A 16,144-nucleotide genomic window follows, 5' to 3' on the forward strand; every position below is an offset into this window, starting at 1 on the left:
GGCGTCGGTCGTGTAGCCCCCCGAGCGATCGGCGCCGGTGGACCGGTCACACCTTCTCCAGCACCGGCCGTTCGACCTCGGACAGCCCGGCCTTCTCCTGGAGCCTGCGCAGCGGGCCCGGCGCCCACCACGCCCGGTCGCCGAAGAGGCGGATGACGGCGGGGACCAGCAGCATCCGCACGACGGTCGCGTCCAGCAGCAGGGCGACGATCATGCCGACGCCGATGAGGCGCATGCTCTGCAAGCCGGACAGGGCGAAGGCCCCGGTGACCACCGCCAGCAGCAGCGCCGCCGCGGTGATCATGGGGCCGGTGCGGACCAGTCCCACTCGGACGGCCGCGCGGGTGGACAGACCGGTGTGCCTGGCCTCGACCATGCGCGAGAGCAGGAAGGTCTCGTAGTCGGTCGACAGGCCGAAGACCACCGCGCCGACGAGCACGAGCATCCCCGCCTGCATCGGTTGCGGTGACACGTTGAGCAGCCCGGCGCCGTGGCCGTCCTCGAAGACGAACGTCAGCACGCCGTAGGTCGCCCCCAGGCTCAGCGCGCTCATCACCACCGCCTTGACCGGCAGCAGGATCGAGCCGAACGCCAGGAACATCAGCACCAGCGTCGCGGCGACGAGGATCGCGACCATCCACGGCACCCCCTCGACGATGGCGGTGAACGCGTCGGCCGTGCGCGCCGGGAAGCCGCCGACCAGCACCTCCCCGCCGACGTCGAGGGCGCGCATGGCGGTGATCGCGTCGCTGCTCTGCTGGGAGGCGGCGTCGCCGTCGAGCGGGACGGTCAGCGCGACGACGTCACCCTGCTGGCCCTTGGGGGCCACGGCGATGACGCCGGGGATCTGGCCGAGGTCCCGGGTCGCCTCGGTCACCCCGGCCTGGTCGACGCCGCGCAGCAGGACCGTGGCGGTGTTGGTGCCCGCGGCGGGGAAGGTGGTCGCGATGGTCTCGGCGGTGACCCGGTCGGGGTCGCCGGGCGGGAGCTGCTTCTCGTCGGCGACGCCGAAGCTCGCGCCGCCCAGGGGCAGGGCGAGCACGACCAGCGCGGCGATGATCGGGGCGGCGAACCACACCGGCCTGCGCATGACGGCGTCGCTGAGCCTGCCGAGCAGCCCGGTCTCCGACGGCTGCTCGCGCTTGCGCCACGGCACGGCGCCCTTCTCGACGCGGTGGCCGAGGATCGACAGCAGGGCGGGCAGCAGGGTCAGCGACAGCAGCGCGGCGATGGCGACGGCCGACATGCCGCCGTAGGCCATCGACTTGAGGAACTCCATCGGGAAGACCAGGAGCCCGGCGAGCGCGATGACCAGCAGCGTCGCCGAGAACGCGACGGTGCGGCCCGCGGTGGCGATGGTGGTGCGGACCGCGTCGGCCGGGGCGGCGCCCGCGGCGAGCTCCTCGCGGTAGCGGCCGACGGTGAACAGGCCGTAGTCGATCGCCATGCCCAGGCCGAGCAGGGTGGCGACGTTGACCGCGAAGGTGTTGATCTCCAAGCCCAGGCTGAGCAGGCGCAGCACGGCCAGCGAGCCGAAGATCGCCATGCCGCCGACGAGCACCGGCAGCGCCGCGGAGACCAGGCTGCCGAAGATCACCACCAGCAGGACCAGGGTGATCGGCAGCGAGATGGCCTCGGCGACGATGAGGTCGCCCGTGGAGCGCTCGGTCATCGCCTGCTCGATGGCGACCTGCCCGCCGACCTCGGTCTCGACGCCGTCGACGGCCAGGCCGTCCTTGATCTCGGCGTAGGCGCTCTGGTGCGCGTCTGCGGACTCACCGGTCAGCGAGAGGGTGGCCAGGCCCTTGGTCCTGTCCGGGCTGACCAGGGCGGGCTGCTGGGTGAAGTCGACGCGCTGGGCGACGGCGGTCCCCGGCAGGGCGTCGAGGGAGGCGCGCACCTTCTGGGCGACGGCGGGGTCGTCGACTGTCGTCCCGGCGGGCGCGGTGTAGAGCACGACGACGTCAGTAGGCCGCTGCCCGAGCTCCTGCTCGACGATCCGGTCGACCTCGAAGGACTGGCTGCCCGGGTCGTCGTACCCGCCCTGGGTGAGCTTGTCGAAGACCCCGAGCCCCCACAGCCCGCCACCGAGCACGACCACCACGGCCGCGATGACGACGGCCCACCGCCGCCGGTTCACCACAGATCCCCAGGCTTGGAACACGCGACTCCTCCAGCGCATCGGTGGAGACACCCCGGCGGGCAGCTACCGTCTCGACTGACGAACAGGTTGGTTAACACTGTTTACTCGACCGGGACTGTACGTATCCGCCGACGGGGCTGACAAGAATCGCGAGGACACCATGACGCAGGCCACAAGGCGCGACCGTGGCCGCGCCGAGACCGACCGCGAGATCCGCCAGCAGGCCCGCGCCCTGCTGGTCAACGACGGCCCCCAGGCCGTGACCCTGCGCGCGATCGCGCGCGAGCTGGGCATCACCGCCCCCGCGCTGTACCGCTACTACTCCTCGCGCGAGGACCTCATCCACCACCTGCGCCTGGACGTGTGCAACGACCTCGCGGCCGACCTGGAGCGGGGCTTGGCCGAGGTCGCCGCGGACGCCCACCTCGCCAGGGTCCTGACGCTGTGCCGGGGGTTCCGGACCTGGGCGCTGGCACACCCGCAGGAGTTCGCCCTCGTCTTCGCGACCCCGGTCGCCCACGACGACGAGGACGCGCGGTCGGTGGCCCGGGGCAGCTTCGGCCGGATCTTCCTGGTGGTCGCGGCGCGGGTCCTGGCGACCGGGACGCTGTCGCTGCCCGCGGACTCCACCGTCCCCGTGGCGCTGCTCGGCGACATGACCGCCTTCCGCGCGGAGCTGCTGGCGATGCTCGCGGAGTCCGGTGTGGACCTGCCGCCCGAGCTGCTCGGCCTGGGCACCGCGCACCTGCTGCTGCAGTGCTGGGTCCGGCTCTACGGGCAGGTGGCGCTGGAGGTCTTCGGGCAGGTGCCGATCGTGATGACCGACCCGGAGGCGCTGTTCGAGTCGGTGCTGGCCGACCTCACCGGCCAGTTCGGCCTGACCGCGGGGCGCCCGTGACAGGGCGCCCCACGGCCGTCACAGCACGATGTTGACCAGGCGGCCCGGGACGACGATGACCTTCTTCGGGGTCTTGCCCTCGACCAGGGCGGCCACCTTCTCCTCGGCCAGCGCGGCGGCCTTGACCTCGTCCTGACCGGCCGACGCCGCCACCGTCACCCGGCCGCGGACCTTGCCGTTGACCTGGATCGGGTACTCGACGGAGTCCTCGACCAGGTACGCCTCGTCCGCGGTCGGGAACGGGCCGTGCGCCAGGGACTCGGTGTGCCCCAGCCGCTGCCACAGCTCCTCGGCCACGTGCGGGCACACCGGGGCCAGCATCGGCACGACCGCCTCGGCGACCACGCGGGGCGCGCCGCCGGGGAAGTGCTTGGTGATGTGGTTGTTCAGCTCGATCAGCTTCGCGCCCGCGGTGTTGTAGCGCATCGCCGAGTAGTCCTCGTGCACGCCCGCGATCGTCTTGTGCAGCAGGCGCAGGGTGGCCTCGTCCGGGGCGTCCTCGACGACGCGCGGCGCGCCGGTCTCCTCGTCGACCAGGTTGCGCCAGAGCCGCTGCAGGAACCGCTGCGCGCCGACGACGTCCTTGGTCGCCCAGGGGCGGCTGACCTCCATGGGGCCCATGGACATCTCGTACAGGCGGAAGGTGTCCGCGCCGTACTGCTCGCACATCTCGTCCGGCGTGACGACGTTGCGCAGGCTCTTGCCCATCTTGCCGTACTCCTGGCGGACCTCCTGCTCGCCGCCGTCCGGATCGACGTGGAAGTGCTTGCCGTCGCGCTCGACGACCTCGTGGGCGGGCACGTAGACGCCGCGGGCGTCGGTGTAGGCGAAGGCCTGGATGTAGCCCTGGTTGAACAGGCGCCGGTAGGGCTCGTCGCCGCTCACGTGGCCCAGGTCGAACAGGACCTTCTGCCAGAAGCGCGCGTACAGCAGGTGCAGCACGGCGTGCTCGACGCCGCCGATGTACAGGTCGACGCCGCCGGGGTCGTTCGGGCCCTGGTCGGCGCGCGGGCCCAGCCAGTACGCCTCGTTCTCCGGCTCGCAGAAGCGCTCGGAGTCGGTCGGGTCGACGTAGCGGAGCTGGTACCAGCACGACCCGGCCCAGTTGGGCATCGTGTTGGCGTCGCGGCGGTAGGTCTTGGGGCCGTCGCCCAGGTCCAGCTCGACGGTGATCCACTCGCTGGCGCGCGACAGCGGCGGCGAGGGCTCGGAGTCGGCGTCGGTGGGGTCGAAGGTCTTCGGCGAGTAGTCGTCGACCTCGGGCAGCTCGACCGGCAGCATCGACTCCGGCACGGCGGTGGGGGTGCCGTCCTCGTCGTAGACGATCGGGAACGGCTCGCCCCAGTAGCGCTGGCGGGAGAACAGCCAGTCGCGCAGCTTGAAGTTGATCGTGCCCGTGCCCGCGCCGCGCTCCTCCAGCCAGGCGATGATCGTCTTCTTGGCCTCCTCGACGTCCATGCCGTCGAGGAACCCGGAGTTGATCGCCGGGCCGTCACCGGTGAACGCCTCGCCGTCGAAGCCCTCGCCGGGGTCGACGGTGCGGATGATCGGCAGGCCGAACGCCGTGGCGAAGTCCCAGTCGCGCTGGTCCTGGCCGGGCACGGCCATGATCGCGCCGGTGCCGTAGCCGGCCAGCACGTAGTCGGCGATGAACACCGGGATCTGCTCGCCGTTGACCGGGTTGACCGCGAACGCGCCGGTGAAGACGCCGGTCTTCTTCTTGTTCTCCTGGCGCTCCAGGTCCGACTTGGTGGACGCGGCGCGCCGGTAGGCGGCGACGGCCTCGGCCGGGGTCGCGGCCCCGCCGGTCCAGCGCTCGTCGGCGCCCTCGGGCCACGCGGCCGGGGTCAGCGCCTCGACCAGCGAGTGCTCGGGCGCCAGGACCATGTAGGTGGCGCCGAACAGCGTGTCGGGACGGGTGGTGAACACAGTGATGTCACAGTCGTCGACGTTGTCGACGCTGTTGTGACCATTGCTGGACTTGAAGGTGACGCGCGCGCCATTCGAGCGGCCGATCCAGTTGCGCTGCATCGACTTGACCTTCTCCGGCCAGTCCAGCCGGTCCAGGTCGTCGATCAGGCGGTCGCCGTAGGCGGTGATCCGCATCATCCACTGGCGCAGGTTGCGCCGGAAGACGGGCATGTTGCCGCGCTCGGTGCGGCCGTCGGCGGTGACCTCCTCGTTGGAGACCACGGTGCCCAGGCCGGGGGCCCAGTTGACCGGCGCCTCGGACAGGTAGACCAGGCGGTGCTCGTTGAGCACCTTCGCCCTGGCCGCCTTGTCCAGCTCGGCCCAGGTCTTGCCGTCGAACTCCGCGCCCGCGGCGGCGAACTTCGCCTCCAGCTCGGCGATCGGGCGCGCCTTGCCCGCGTCGGCGTCGTAGTAGGAGTTGAAGATCTGCAGGAAGATCCACTGGGTCCACTTGTAGTAGCCGGGATCGATCGTGGAGATCCGGCGGCGCTCGTCGTGGCCCAGGCCCAGCCTGCGGATCTGGCGCAGGTAGGTGTTGATGTTGGCCTCGGTGGTGACCCGCGGGTGCTGCCCGGTCTGCACGGCGTACTGCTCAGCGGGCAGGCCGAAGGCGTCGAACCCCATGGTGTGCAGGACGTTGCGCCCGGTCATCCGGTGGTAGCGGGCGTAGACGTCGGTGCCGATGAAGCCGAGCGGGTGCCCGACGTGCAGGCCCGCGCCCGACGGGTACGGGAACATGTCCTGCACGAACAGCTTGTCGGCCGGGAGGTCGCCGGTCGCCAGGTCGCCGACCGGGTTGGGCGCGTGGTAGGTCCCGTTGGCCTCCCAGAAGTCCTGCCAACGGTTCTCGATCCGACCGGCCAGCTCGGCCGTGTACCGGTGCCCCGGGACCGTGTCCGGAGTGGTGTCGCTCATCCGAGGGTTCCTCCCACTGCTTTCTCCCCCGCGTCCCCTGACAACACAAAACCCCCCAGCCCTAGAGGGCATGAGGGGTTGCCACGCTCACCAGGACTCTGGTCAGCGCGGCTCGGTAAGAAGCAGGCGAGCCGGGCTCATGGCAGACAGCGTACCGCAGTGGTGGCGCCGCCAACGGGCCACATACCATCGGGGGGTGAACCTCGTGCCGATCGCGCCCCTGGTCGCGGGCCTGCCGCTCGTCGTCGTCGGTTTCCTCGGGCTGACCTCCCGGCTGCCCCGAAACCGCTTCGGCGGCGTGCGCACCGAGGCCACCCTGCGCAGCGACGAGGCGTTCCGGGTGGGCAACAGGGTCGCGGGCCTGCCGACGCTCATCGCGGGCCTGGTCGGCGTCCTGGGCGCGGCACTGGCCTGGGCGATGCCGGGCTTCGGCGGCGTGCTGACGGTCGCGGTCATCGCGCTGGTCGGCCTGGTGGCCATCACCGTGGCGGCGGGCGTGCAGGGCCACCGCGCGGCCGCGGCCGTCCCGGAGCCCGAACCCGAGCTGCCCGCCGGGTGCGCGGGCTGCCAGTGCGGCGGCTGCGGCGTGTTCACCAAGACGGCCACCACCTGACCCGTGCCCGCTTCGCGCCGCGCTGTGCTCGCCGCGGGGCTGTTCGCGCTGACCGGGTGCACGACCGCACAACCGCCGCGACCGCCCGTCCCCACGACCGAACCCACTTCGACCAGCGCCGCACCGATCACGCTCGACGGGCTGGCCGAGTTGGAGCGCCGGTTCGACGCCCGGCTGGGTGTCCACGCGACGCGGGGCGCCCGGGTGGTCGAGCACCGGGCCGATGACCGGTTCGCGTTCTGCTCGCTGTTCAAGGCGCTGGCCACGGCGGCGGTCCTGGCCCGCCACCCGCTCTCGCACCTCGACGACGTCATCCGCTACACCCGCGCGGACCTGCTGGACAACGCCCGGATCACGCCCGCCAACGTGGATTCGGGGATGAGCGTGCGCGCGCTGGCGGACGCCGCGATCCGCCACAGCGACGGCACCGCGGGCAACCTGCTGCTGCGCGACCTCGGCGGCCCCGCCGAGCTCACCGCCTACGCCCGCGAGCTCGGCGACACCGTGACCCGCATGGACCGCGTCGAGCCGGACATCACCGAGGCCACGCCGGGCGACCCGCGCGACACCACCTCCCCCCGCGCGTTCGGGACCTCGTTCTCCCGCGTCGTCCTCGGCGACGCCCTGCCCGAGGACAAGCGCGCGGTCCTGGTCGACCTGCTCGTGCGCAACACCACCGGCGCCCGGCGCACGCGGGCTCGGGTGCCCGCGGGTTGGCGGATCGCGAACAAGACCGGGACCGGCGACTACGCCACCGCCAACGACGTGGCCGTGCTCTGGCCGCCGACCGGCGACCCGGTGACCCTGGCGATCATGTCCAGCCGGGCCGACCGCACCGCCGAGCGCGACGAGGCGCTGGTCGCCGAGGCCGCGGGGCTGGTGCTAGCGGCGCTCGGCTGAGACGAGGCTGTAGCCGAGCGCGCCCAGCAGGTAGACCACGCCCGCCGCGAGGATCAGGCCGGGCGAGTCGCCGTCGGGGGCGACGACCAGGGCGGCGAGGGCCAGGGCGACGACCTGGGTGACGTTGAACAAGGTGTCGTAGAGGGCGAAGACGCGGCCCCGGGTCTCGTCGGTGATGTCCTGCTGGACGGCGGCGTCGACGCAGAGCTTGACCACCTGGCCCGCGAAGGAGATGCCGAAGGCGGCCACCAGGGTGGTCGCCTGGTGCAGGGGCAGGCCCAGGGTGACGATGACCACAGCCCCGAGCAGGAGCGCGCCCCGGGTGGTCCGCCGGGCGCCCAGCGCGCTCACGATGCGGGCGGTGGTCAGGCCTGCGAGCAGGATGCCCGCGCCGAACACGACCGCCACCTGCCCCAGGCCCGCCAGCCCGGCGTCGAACTCGAAGCGGACGAGCAGCACGACCAGCAGCAGGGCGGTGCCGAACGCGGCCCGGTGCGCCAGCAGCGCGACGAACCCGGCGAGCACGGTCGGGGTGCGCCAGGCCGCTCTGGCGCCGTCGAGCAGGCCGCGGGCGATCGCCAGGACGGTCTCCCTCGGCTCGTCGACCGCGTCCGGGCCCAGGGCGCCGACGGGGAAGCGGATCGCGAAGACCGCCGCGGCCACCGAGCCCACCACCGCGACGGCTGTTGTGGTGCCGGAGCCCACGTCGCCGTCACCGAAGACGGCGCGCAGGCCGACCGCGCAGGCCGCGCCGGTCACCGTGACCACCGAACCCAGGGTCGTGGCCAGCGCGTTCGCCTCCACCAGCACCCGGGGCGCCACGACGTGCGGCAGCGACGCCGACAGCCCGGACCCGACGAAGCGGCTGATGCCGATCACCAGCAGGGCCAGCACGAACAGCGCGGACGAGCCCACCGCGACCAGCAGCGCGGACACCAGCACCAGCAGACCGCGCAGCAGGTTCGCGACCACCAGCACCCGGCGGCGGTCCCAGCGGTCGAGCAGCGCGCCCGCGAACGGTCCGACGAGCGAGTAGGGCAGCAGCAGCGCGGTGAACCCGGCGGCGATGGCCAGCGGATCGGCCTCGCGCTCGGGGTTGAACAGCACGGCGCCGGCCAGCCCGGCCTGGAACAGCCCGTCGCCCCACTGCGCGGCGAAGCGGCTGAGCAGCAGTCGCCGGAAGCCCGCCCCGGCGAGCAGGGCTCGCGCCCCGACCCGGACGTGCCCGACGGTGCTCACGACGGGACAGCCTAGGGCGTGCCCGTGAAGGCCTGGGAAACCGGATTGGGCGGCCCCGGGGGACCGCCCAATCCGTGGTCGACACCCGGTCGCCTCACGGCGGTAGGCGCAACGTGGCTCCAGCCGAACGGTATTCCACGAAGGCTTGTGTTTGAGCCCGGGGGACACGGTGGTGCCGACCACCACTTCCAACGAGCGGGCCCCCGGAGTTGTTCCCGACTCGGCACGGCGGCTGCCCGGTCGGACGGTCCAGGTGGGATCATGTCCCCGTGCCCTCTGACACGGCGGTCGAGCCCGGGACGCTGCTCGTGGCGGCGCCCAGCCTGCTGGACTCCAACTTCCGCCGCACGGTGGTCTACGTCATCGACCACCGCGGCGAAGGCACCCTGGGCGTCGTCCTGAACCGCCCCAGCGAGGTGGCCGTCGACGACGTCCTGCCGACCTGGGGCCCGCACGTCAGCCAGCCCGGCTCGGTCTTCGTCGGCGGCCCGGTCGACCAGAAGACCGCGCTGTGCCTGGCCGCCATGCGCACCGGCGAGGACGCCTCGGGCATCAACGGCCTGATCGGCGTGCGCGGCCCGGTCGCCCTGGTGGACCTCGACGCCGACCCGGACGCCCTGGTCCCCAAGTTCCGCGGCATGCGCGTCTTCGCGGGCTACGCGGGCTGGGACGTCGGCCAGTTGTCCGGCGAGATCGACCGCGGCGACTGGATCGTGGTCCCGGCCCTGCCCAACGACGTGCTGGCCCCGGCCGAGGAGGACCTGTGGGGCCGCGTCCTGCGGCGGCAGGGGATGCCCCTCGCCCTGCTGGCCACCCACCCGAGCGACGTCCGGGACAACTAGACCGGCCTGCTCAGCCGCCACACGAGGTCGACGCGAGTCCCCGCCACCCCCTCCGGCGACACCGAGTCCCGCTCGACGGCCTCCGCCGTCACGACCGTCCAGCCGGGCGCGGTCAACACGGCGAGCACCCCGTCGAGCGTCGGGAACTCGACGTCAGGCCCATCGGCCATCCACGACGGCCACCCCCCGTGCATGACGACCAGCAACGTCCCACCCGGAGCCACCGCCGCCGCGGCCCGCCGCAGCACCCCGTCCCGGTCGAGCGCCACCGGCGACTGGAGGAACTGAGCGCTGACCAGGTCGTATCGCCCGTCCGGGAAGGTCTTCCCCAGCTCGTGCCGCTCCCACGCGACAAGACCGTCCACCCCGGCTCTCTCGGCGTGGTCGGCGGCGCGGCGCAAAGCGGTCATCGATATGTCGACCCCGGTCACCCGCCACCCCTGACCCGCCAGCCAGATCGCGTCACCGCCCTCGCCGCAGCCGAGGTCGAGCGCGTTGCCCGGCAGGAGTCCGGTGACCTCGCGGACGAGCAGGGGGTTGGGCTTGCCGCTGAACATCTGCGAGCTCTGGGAGTAGCGGTCTTCCCAGAAGAGCGTGGGGTCGGTAGTCATGGAATCAGCGTCACCCGCCCACGCCGGGGGCGCAAACAAACTTGCCGCTACAGCAACAGACCCGCTACCGGAGCCCCTGCTCGACAGCCCATTCCTCCAGCGCCGCCACAGCCTCGTCGTACTCCATGGGCCCCCGGTCGAGGCGCAGCTCCTTGAGGTGGCGCCAAGCCTGGCCCACCTGCGGTCCCGGGGCCAGCCCGAGGATCTTCATGATCTCGTTGCCGTCCAGGTCCGGCCGCACGCGCGCCAGGTCCTCCTCGGCCGCCAGCCGGGCGATGCGCTCTTCCAACCCGTCGTAGGTGCGCTGCAAAGCGCTCGCCTTTCGACGGTTGCGGGTGGTGCAGTCGGCGCGGACGAGCTTGTGCAGGCGGGGGAGCAGGTCCCCGGCGTCGGTGACGTAGCGGCGGACGGCGGAGTCGGTCCACTCCCCGTTGCCGTACCCGTGGAAGCGCAGGTGCAGGAAGACGAGCTGAGCGACGTCGCCGATCAGGTCCTTGGAGTAGCGCAGCGCGCGCAAGCGCTTGCGAACCATCTTCGCCCCCACCACCTCGTGGTGGTGGAAGCTGACCCCGCCCCCCTCGACATGCCTGCGGGTGTCCGGCTTGCCGATGTCGTGCAGCAGTGCGGCCAACCGCAGCACCAGGTCCGGTTCGGCGCCCGGCTCCTCCAGGTCGATGGCCTGTTCCAGGACGACCAGCGAGTGCTCGTAGACGTCCTTGTGCTGGTGGTGCTCGTCGATCTCCAAGCGCATCGCCGGGACCTCCGGCAGCACGTGGTCGGCCAGGCCGCTGTCGACCAGCAGCCCCACCGCGCGGCGCGGGTGCTTGCCGCACAGCAGCTTCGACAGCTCGACCTGCACCCGCTCCGGGGTGATCCGGGCGATCTCGCCGGACATCGCGCGCATCGCCTCGAGCACCCGCGGGGCCGGGGCCAGGTCGAGCTGGCTGGTGAAGCGGGCGGCGCGCATCATCCGCAGCGGGTCGTCGGAGAAGGACTCCTGCGGGGTCGCCGGGGTGTCCAGCAGGCCCTCGGCCAGGGCGGTCATGCCGTCGTGCGGGTCGATGAACCGCTTCGAGGCCAGGTCGACGGCCATGGCGTTGACCGTGAAGTCGCGCCGGACCAGGTCCTCCTCGACCGTGTCGCCGAAGCGGACCTCGGGGTTGCGGGTCACCCCGTCGTAGGCGTCGGAGCGGAAGGTCGTCACCTCGCAGACCTGGCCGCCCTTGCTGGCGCCGACGGTGCCGAACGCGATGCCGGTGTCCCAGACCGCCTCGCCCCACGGCTTGAGCAGCTTGAGGATCTGGTCGGGGCGGGCGTCGGTGGTGAAGTCCAGGTCGTTGCCGTGCAGCCTGCCGAGCACCGCGTCGCGGACGCTGCCGCCGACGAGGTAGAGCCGGTGACCGGCGCGGGCGAAGCGCTCCGCGAGGTCGTCGGCCACGGGGGACACGCGCAGCAGCTCCACCACCGCGTTCTGGGCTGCCGAGGTTCGGGACACGGTGTGCGAGCGTATCCGCCCGCCGCGCCCGGCCCGCACCGAGTCGCCCCGCGGCTGACCAGCGACGCCGCCGAGCCACGACGCGCATACCCCCGATCGCACTACCATCGGGGGTATGCCCCCGTCGTCCGGCAGGTCCCGCGGCTCCCGGTCCGGGCGCCGGTTCCGGCGCCGCGGCCGCGGGCTGACGACCGTCGACGAGACCTCGGCGGGCGGCTTGGTGATCGACACCGCCACCGACCGGGTAGCGCTGATCGGGCGGCTGGACCGCCGCGGGCGGCTGCTGTGGTCGCTGCCGAAGGGCCACATCGAGCCAGGTGAGACGCCGGAGCAGACCGCTGTGCGCGAGGTCCAGGAGGAGACCGGCATCGACGGCGAGGTCGTGCGCCCGCTCGGCACGATCGACTACTGGTTCGTCGCCGACGGGACCAAGCGCATCCACAAGACTGTCCACCACTTCCTGCTGGTGGCACACTCCTTCGAGCTGTCCGACGAGGACGTCGAGGTGACCGAGGTGGCCTGGGTCGATCTCGCCGAACTCGACACCCGCCTCGCGTACGCGGACGAGCGCCGTCTGGTCCGCAAAGCCCGCCAACTACTCTCCGAGCACCCACTGTCACCCGATCCGGTGGACTCGGATGGAGCGAACCTGTGAGTGAACGACTGCGCCGCACCGGCCTCGCGGTGCTCGCCGCGGTCCTGGTCGTGCTGGTCGCACCGCTGCCGCAGGCCGCGGCCGCGCAGCAGGAGGGTCGGCTGCGCGTCGACCTGGACCAGTTGTCGCCCCGCGTCGTCGACCTGGCCGCCACGTCCATCACGGTGACCGGCTCCATCACCAACACCGGCGACCGCCGGGTCTCCGACATCGAGGCCCGGTTGCAGCGCGGCGGTCCCCTGGAGGAGGAGAACGCGCTGCGCGCGGCCATCGACCAGCCGCAGCAGACCGACGCCATCAACCGCCCCCAGGTCAGCTCCACCTTCCAGTCCGTGGCAGGTGCCCTGGAACCGGGCGCGAGCACCCCGTTCTCCCTCACCGTCGCCCTCGGTCCCGACCGCGGCGCGCTGCGCCTGGACAAGCCGGGCGTCTACCCGGTCGCGCTCAACTTCAACGGCGTCCCGGAGTTCGGCCGCACCGAGCGGGTCGGCGCGCTGAGCACCCTGCTGCCCGTGCTGGCCGACGGGGCGGGCGGGCAGGTGCCGCCGCCCGCGCAGCCGAGCCGGGTCACCGTGCTCTGGCCGCTGGTCGACGACCGGCCGCGCCAGGTGCAGACCCCGCTCGACGGCGGCAGGCCGGTCTTCTCCGACGACGGCCTGTCCGCGTCCCTGTCCGGCGGGCGGCTGTTCAACCTGGTCGACTCCGTGCGCAAGGCGGCGACCGACAACGCCACCGTGCTGCGCTCGCTGTGCTTCGCCATCGACCCCGACCTGGTCGCCACCGTGCGCACGATGACCGAGGGCTACCAGGTCCGCACCCCCGACGGGCGGCTGGTGGAGGGCAGCGGCGGCCCGGCCGCGCAGTTCTGGCTGGACCGGGTCGCCGAGCTGGTCCGCGGCCAGTGCGTGGTGGCCATGCCGCACTCCGACGCCGACCTGTCCGCGCTGACCAGGGTGGGCGCGATCAGCCTGATGTCCGACGCGGTCGAGCTGGGCGCGGGCGTGCAGGAGGTGCTCGACGCCCGGCCGATGCCCGGGGTGGTCTGGCCCGTGCGCGGCACGCTCGACGACACCACGACCGGGCTGCTGTCCACGGTGCGCCGCACGACCGTGCTGGCCGAGTCCGGCAGGCTCACCGGCGCCCAGGGCCAGGCGCCCTACCGGCTCTCGGACAACCTCGACGCGGTGCCATACGACCAGCTCATCGCCCGGTCGCTGAGCCCGGTCAGCAGCCGCGACGACGCGGCGGTGAAGACCTCCTCGGTGCAGAACGGGCTGGCCACGCTGGTGTTCCGCAGCGTCCTGCGGCCCACCCCCGACCAGGCGCTGGTCGTCGCCCCGCCGCGCCGGTGGAACGCGGGCAGCGCCGAGCTCGCAGCCTTCCTGCAGACCGTCCAGGGCCTCGAGGAGCAGCAGTACGTGAGCGCCCTGAGCCTGCAATCGATGGTGGAGGGGCCGACCCAGGGCACGGCGACCGGGCTCTCCTACGACGTCGCCGACGCGGCCGCGGAGCTGCCGATGGCGGTGACCACGCGGATCGCCGAGAACGACCGCCTGCAGCGCGAGCTGGCCAACGACGTGCTGTTCGAGGACGACACCAGGCTGGTCGAGCCGAGCGCGCTGGTGCAGCCGCTGCGGGAGGGCCTCGTGCGGGCCTCCTCGACGGCGTGGCGCGGCACCCCGGACCGCGCGGCGGCGTTCGCCACCGCGGTGGAGAACCAGATGGCCGCGCTGCTGGGCCGGGTGACGGTGGTCGGGCCGACGATCCCGGTGTCACTGGCCTCGTCCAACAGCCCGATCCCCATCTTCATCAGCAACGACCTGCCCGTCGCCGTCCAGGCCAAGATCAACCTGGGTGGCTCGCCCGGCCTGCGCCCGGACGAGACGATGCTGGTCCGGGTGCCCGCCAAGGGCGGCATCCAGCGCTACCTGGACACCGAGGTGACCCGGTCCGGGAAGTTCAGCGTCGACGTGTGGCTGACCACCGAGGGCGGCACCCGGCTCAGCGCGACCTCCCGGGTTGACCTGAGCTCGACTTCGTACGGCAGCATCACCCTGGCGGTCACGTTCACGGCCGCGGGCGTGCTGGTGCTGCTCGTCGGTCTGCGGCTGTTCCGCAGGATCCGGGCGCGGCAGCGCGCCGCGGCGGAGACGGCCAGCGATCTCTAGGGGAACCAACAGGTGAGCACACCACCGAGGACGGACAGCGTGGCGGACGCGGCACCAGAGCGGGTCGATGTCGCCCAGCCGTCGCTGGCCAAGGCCAGCGGGTCGATGGCGATCGCCACGCTGGTCAGCCGCATCACCGGGTTCTTGTGGAAGATGGTCCTGGCCTGGGTAATGGCCATCGGCGTCATCACGGACTCGTTCACCGTGGCCAACACGATGCCCAACATCATCTTCGAGCTGCTGCTCGGCGGGGTGCTGGCCAGCGTCGTCGTACCGCTGCTGGTCCGCTCGCAGAAGGACCCCGACGGCGGCGCCGAGTACACCAACCGGCTGCTGACCGTCGGCCTCACCGCGCTGGCCATCGGCACCGTGATCGCCGTGGCCGCCGCGCCGCTGTTCACCTGGCTCTACATCGACGACTCCTCCGGCGAGGCCAACCCCGCCCTGGTCACCGCCCTCGCCTACCTGCTGCTGCCGGAGATCCTGTTCTACGGCCTGTTCGCGCTGCTCTCGGCGATCCTGCAGGCCAAGAACATCTTCGGCCCCACGGCGTGGGCCCCGGTGGTCAACAACCTGGTCATCATCGCCACCCTGCTGGTCTACGCGGTGCTGCCCGGCGAGATCAGCCTCGACCCCGTCCGGATGGGCGACGCGAAGCTGCTGACCCTCGGGATCGGCGTGACGCTGGGCATCATCGTGCAGTCGGCGATCCTCCTGCCCTTCCTGCGCAAGACCGGGTTCAAGTTCAAGTGGACCTGGGGCCTGGACTCGCGGCTCAAGGAGTTCGGCGGCCTCGGCCTGTGGGTGCTCGGCTACGTCGCGATCAGCCAGGTCGGCATGGTCGTCACCCAGCGCGTGCTCACCGGCGCGGCCGAGGGCGGCGCGTTCATCTACTCCAACGCCTGGCTGCTCTTCCAGCTCCCCTACGGCATCATCGGCGTCTCGCTGCTGACCGCGATCCTGCCCAGGATGAGCAAGTCCGCAGCCGACAACGACATCGCCAAGCTCGTCGACGACCTGTCGTTGGGCTCGCGGCTGTCCGCGGTGATGCTCGTGCCGATCAGCGCCGTGCTGACCGGGGTCGGCTCCGCGGTGGGCATCGCCCTGTTCAAAGCGGGCGCGACCAGCTTCGACAACGCCGAGCGGCTGGGCCTGGCCCTGGCGTTCTCCGCGTTCGGCCTGCTGCCCTACGCGCTGGTCATGCTGCAACTGCGGGTGTTCTACGCGATGAAGGACGCCAGGACGCCCACGCTGATCATGGTCGTGATGACCGTGGTGAAGATCCCGCTGATGTACCTCAGCGCCGCCGTGGTCGAACCCGACCAAGTGGTGATCAGCGTGATGTTGGTCAACTCGCTGACCTTCGTCGTCGGCGCCGTGCTCGGGCAGATGTGGCTCTGGGTGCGGCTGGGCAACCTGCACAGCAAGCGGGTCGTGCGGGTCATCTTGATCAGCGCCCTGGCCGGGCTGGTCGGGCTGGGCGTGAGCTGGCTGGTGCGCGCGTTCGCCCTGCCCGAGGTCGTCGGCATGGCGACCGCCTGGCTGGCGCTGGTGGTGCAGGGGCTCGTGGCGAGTCTGGTGGCCTTCGGCGTGCTGGCGCTGTTCAAGGTCCCCGAACTCACACCCGCCACGAGCAGGATCACCCGTCTGGTGCGCCGTCGCTGAACCGCTCCCCGGCGGCAGGCCCCCGACCT

The 16,144-nt window shown here is 72.1% G+C and carries 12 protein-coding genes; 7 read left to right on the forward strand and 5 right to left on the reverse strand.

What is annotated here, in order from left to right:
- Nucleotides 1-46: 46 nt before the first annotated feature.
- Entirely contained in the window at nucleotides 47-2,140 is a 2,094-nt protein-coding gene (locus GCL84_RS11245; protein WP_235926154.1) for an MMPL family transporter, read from the reverse strand.
- A 163-nt stretch (nucleotides 2,141-2,303) separates the two neighbouring features.
- Here GCL84_RS11245 and GCL84_RS11250 point away from each other — a divergent pair, with 163 nt between their 5' ends.
- Nucleotides 2,304-3,041: a TetR/AcrR family transcriptional regulator gene (locus GCL84_RS11250; protein ID WP_156755377.1), complete on the forward strand. Its 738-nt coding sequence runs from the start codon at nucleotides 2,304-2,306 to the stop codon at nucleotides 3,039-3,041.
- A gap of 18 nt (nucleotides 3,042-3,059) precedes the next feature.
- On the opposite strand, the gene leuS is transcribed toward GCL84_RS11250, so the two are convergent.
- Nucleotides 3,060-5,927, reverse strand: a complete 2,868-nt coding sequence (gene leuS, locus GCL84_RS11255; protein WP_156755378.1) for a leucine--tRNA ligase — start codon at nucleotides 5,925-5,927, stop codon at nucleotides 3,060-3,062.
- Nucleotides 5,928-6,123: 196 nt separating this feature from the next.
- On the opposite strand from leuS, the gene GCL84_RS11260 reads away from it, so the two are divergent.
- Nucleotides 6,124-6,540, forward strand: coding sequence for an SdpI family protein (locus tag GCL84_RS11260; protein ID WP_156755379.1), 417 nt, complete (start codon nucleotides 6,124-6,126; stop codon nucleotides 6,538-6,540).
- 3 nt (nucleotides 6,541-6,543) lie between these two features.
- Nucleotides 6,544-7,440, forward strand: a complete 897-nt coding sequence (gene bla, locus GCL84_RS11265) for a class A beta-lactamase (protein WP_156755380.1) — start codon at nucleotides 6,544-6,546, stop codon at nucleotides 7,438-7,440.
- On the opposite strand, the gene GCL84_RS11270 is transcribed toward bla, so the two are convergent.
- A complete protein-coding gene (locus GCL84_RS11270) occupies nucleotides 7,423-8,679 on the reverse strand; it encodes an MFS transporter (RefSeq protein ID WP_156755381.1) in 1,257 nt (418 codons plus the stop codon). The two genes, bla and GCL84_RS11270, sit on opposite strands and share 18 nt — an antisense overlap.
- A 269-nt stretch (nucleotides 8,680-8,948) precedes the next feature.
- Between GCL84_RS11270 and GCL84_RS11275 the strand changes: the two genes are divergently transcribed.
- Nucleotides 8,949-9,521, forward strand: a complete 573-nt coding sequence (locus GCL84_RS11275) for a YqgE/AlgH family protein (protein WP_156755382.1) — start codon at nucleotides 8,949-8,951, stop codon at nucleotides 9,519-9,521.
- Here GCL84_RS11275 and GCL84_RS11280 read toward each other — a convergent pair.
- Both GCL84_RS11280 and GCL84_RS11285 read right to left on the reverse strand, forming a co-directional pair.
- Nucleotides 9,518-10,132, reverse strand: coding sequence for a class I SAM-dependent methyltransferase (locus GCL84_RS11280; RefSeq protein WP_156755383.1), 615 nt, complete (start codon nucleotides 10,130-10,132; stop codon nucleotides 9,518-9,520). The two genes, GCL84_RS11275 and GCL84_RS11280, sit on opposite strands and share 4 nt — an antisense overlap.
- Before the next feature lie 64 nt (nucleotides 10,133-10,196).
- Complete coding sequence (locus GCL84_RS11285; protein ID WP_235926155.1) at nucleotides 10,197-11,627, reverse strand: CCA tRNA nucleotidyltransferase; 1,431 nt, start codon at nucleotides 11,625-11,627, stop codon at nucleotides 10,197-10,199.
- Between the two features lie 115 nt (nucleotides 11,628-11,742).
- Between GCL84_RS11285 and GCL84_RS11290 the strand changes: the two genes are divergently transcribed.
- Genes GCL84_RS11290 through murJ form a run of 3 tightly spaced genes read left to right on the forward strand, consistent with a single transcriptional unit; the run spans nucleotide 11,743 to nucleotide 16,115 of the window.
- Nucleotides 11,743-12,282, forward strand: a complete 540-nt coding sequence (locus tag GCL84_RS11290) for an NUDIX hydrolase (RefSeq protein WP_156755385.1) — start codon at nucleotides 11,743-11,745, stop codon at nucleotides 12,280-12,282.
- Nucleotides 12,279-14,450, forward strand: coding sequence for a DUF6049 family protein (locus tag GCL84_RS11295; RefSeq protein ID WP_156755386.1), 2,172 nt, complete (start codon nucleotides 12,279-12,281; stop codon nucleotides 14,448-14,450). Before GCL84_RS11290 ends, GCL84_RS11295 begins: the two co-directional genes overlap by 4 nt.
- 12 nt (nucleotides 14,451-14,462) lie before the next feature.
- Nucleotides 14,463-16,115, forward strand: a complete 1,653-nt coding sequence (gene murJ / locus GCL84_RS11300) for a murein biosynthesis integral membrane protein MurJ (protein ID WP_407924380.1) — start codon at nucleotides 14,463-14,465, stop codon at nucleotides 16,113-16,115.
- Nucleotides 16,116-16,144: the final 29 nt, after the last annotated feature.

Origin of the sequence: Actinokineospora pegani, from assembly GCF_009745975.1 — a bacterium.
Taxonomy (GTDB): domain Bacteria; phylum Actinomycetota; class Actinomycetes; order Mycobacteriales; family Pseudonocardiaceae; genus Actinokineospora; species Actinokineospora pegani.

Bases quoted from the DNA above. Each gene is read 5' to 3' on its own strand.
- GCL84_RS11250 (WP_156755377.1), top strand. From the start codon at position 2,304: ATGACGCAGGCCACAAGGCGCGACCGTGGCCGCGCCGAGACCGACCGC.
- leuS (WP_156755378.1), bottom strand. From the start codon at position 5,927: ATGAGCGACACCACTCCGGACACGGTCCCGGGGCACCGGTACACGGCC.
- GCL84_RS11280 (WP_156755383.1), bottom strand. From the start codon at position 10,132: ATGACTACCGACCCCACGCTCTTCTGGGAAGACCGCTACTCCCAGAGC.
- GCL84_RS11290 (WP_156755385.1), top strand. From the start codon at position 11,743: ATGCCCCCGTCGTCCGGCAGGTCCCGCGGCTCCCGGTCCGGGCGCCGG.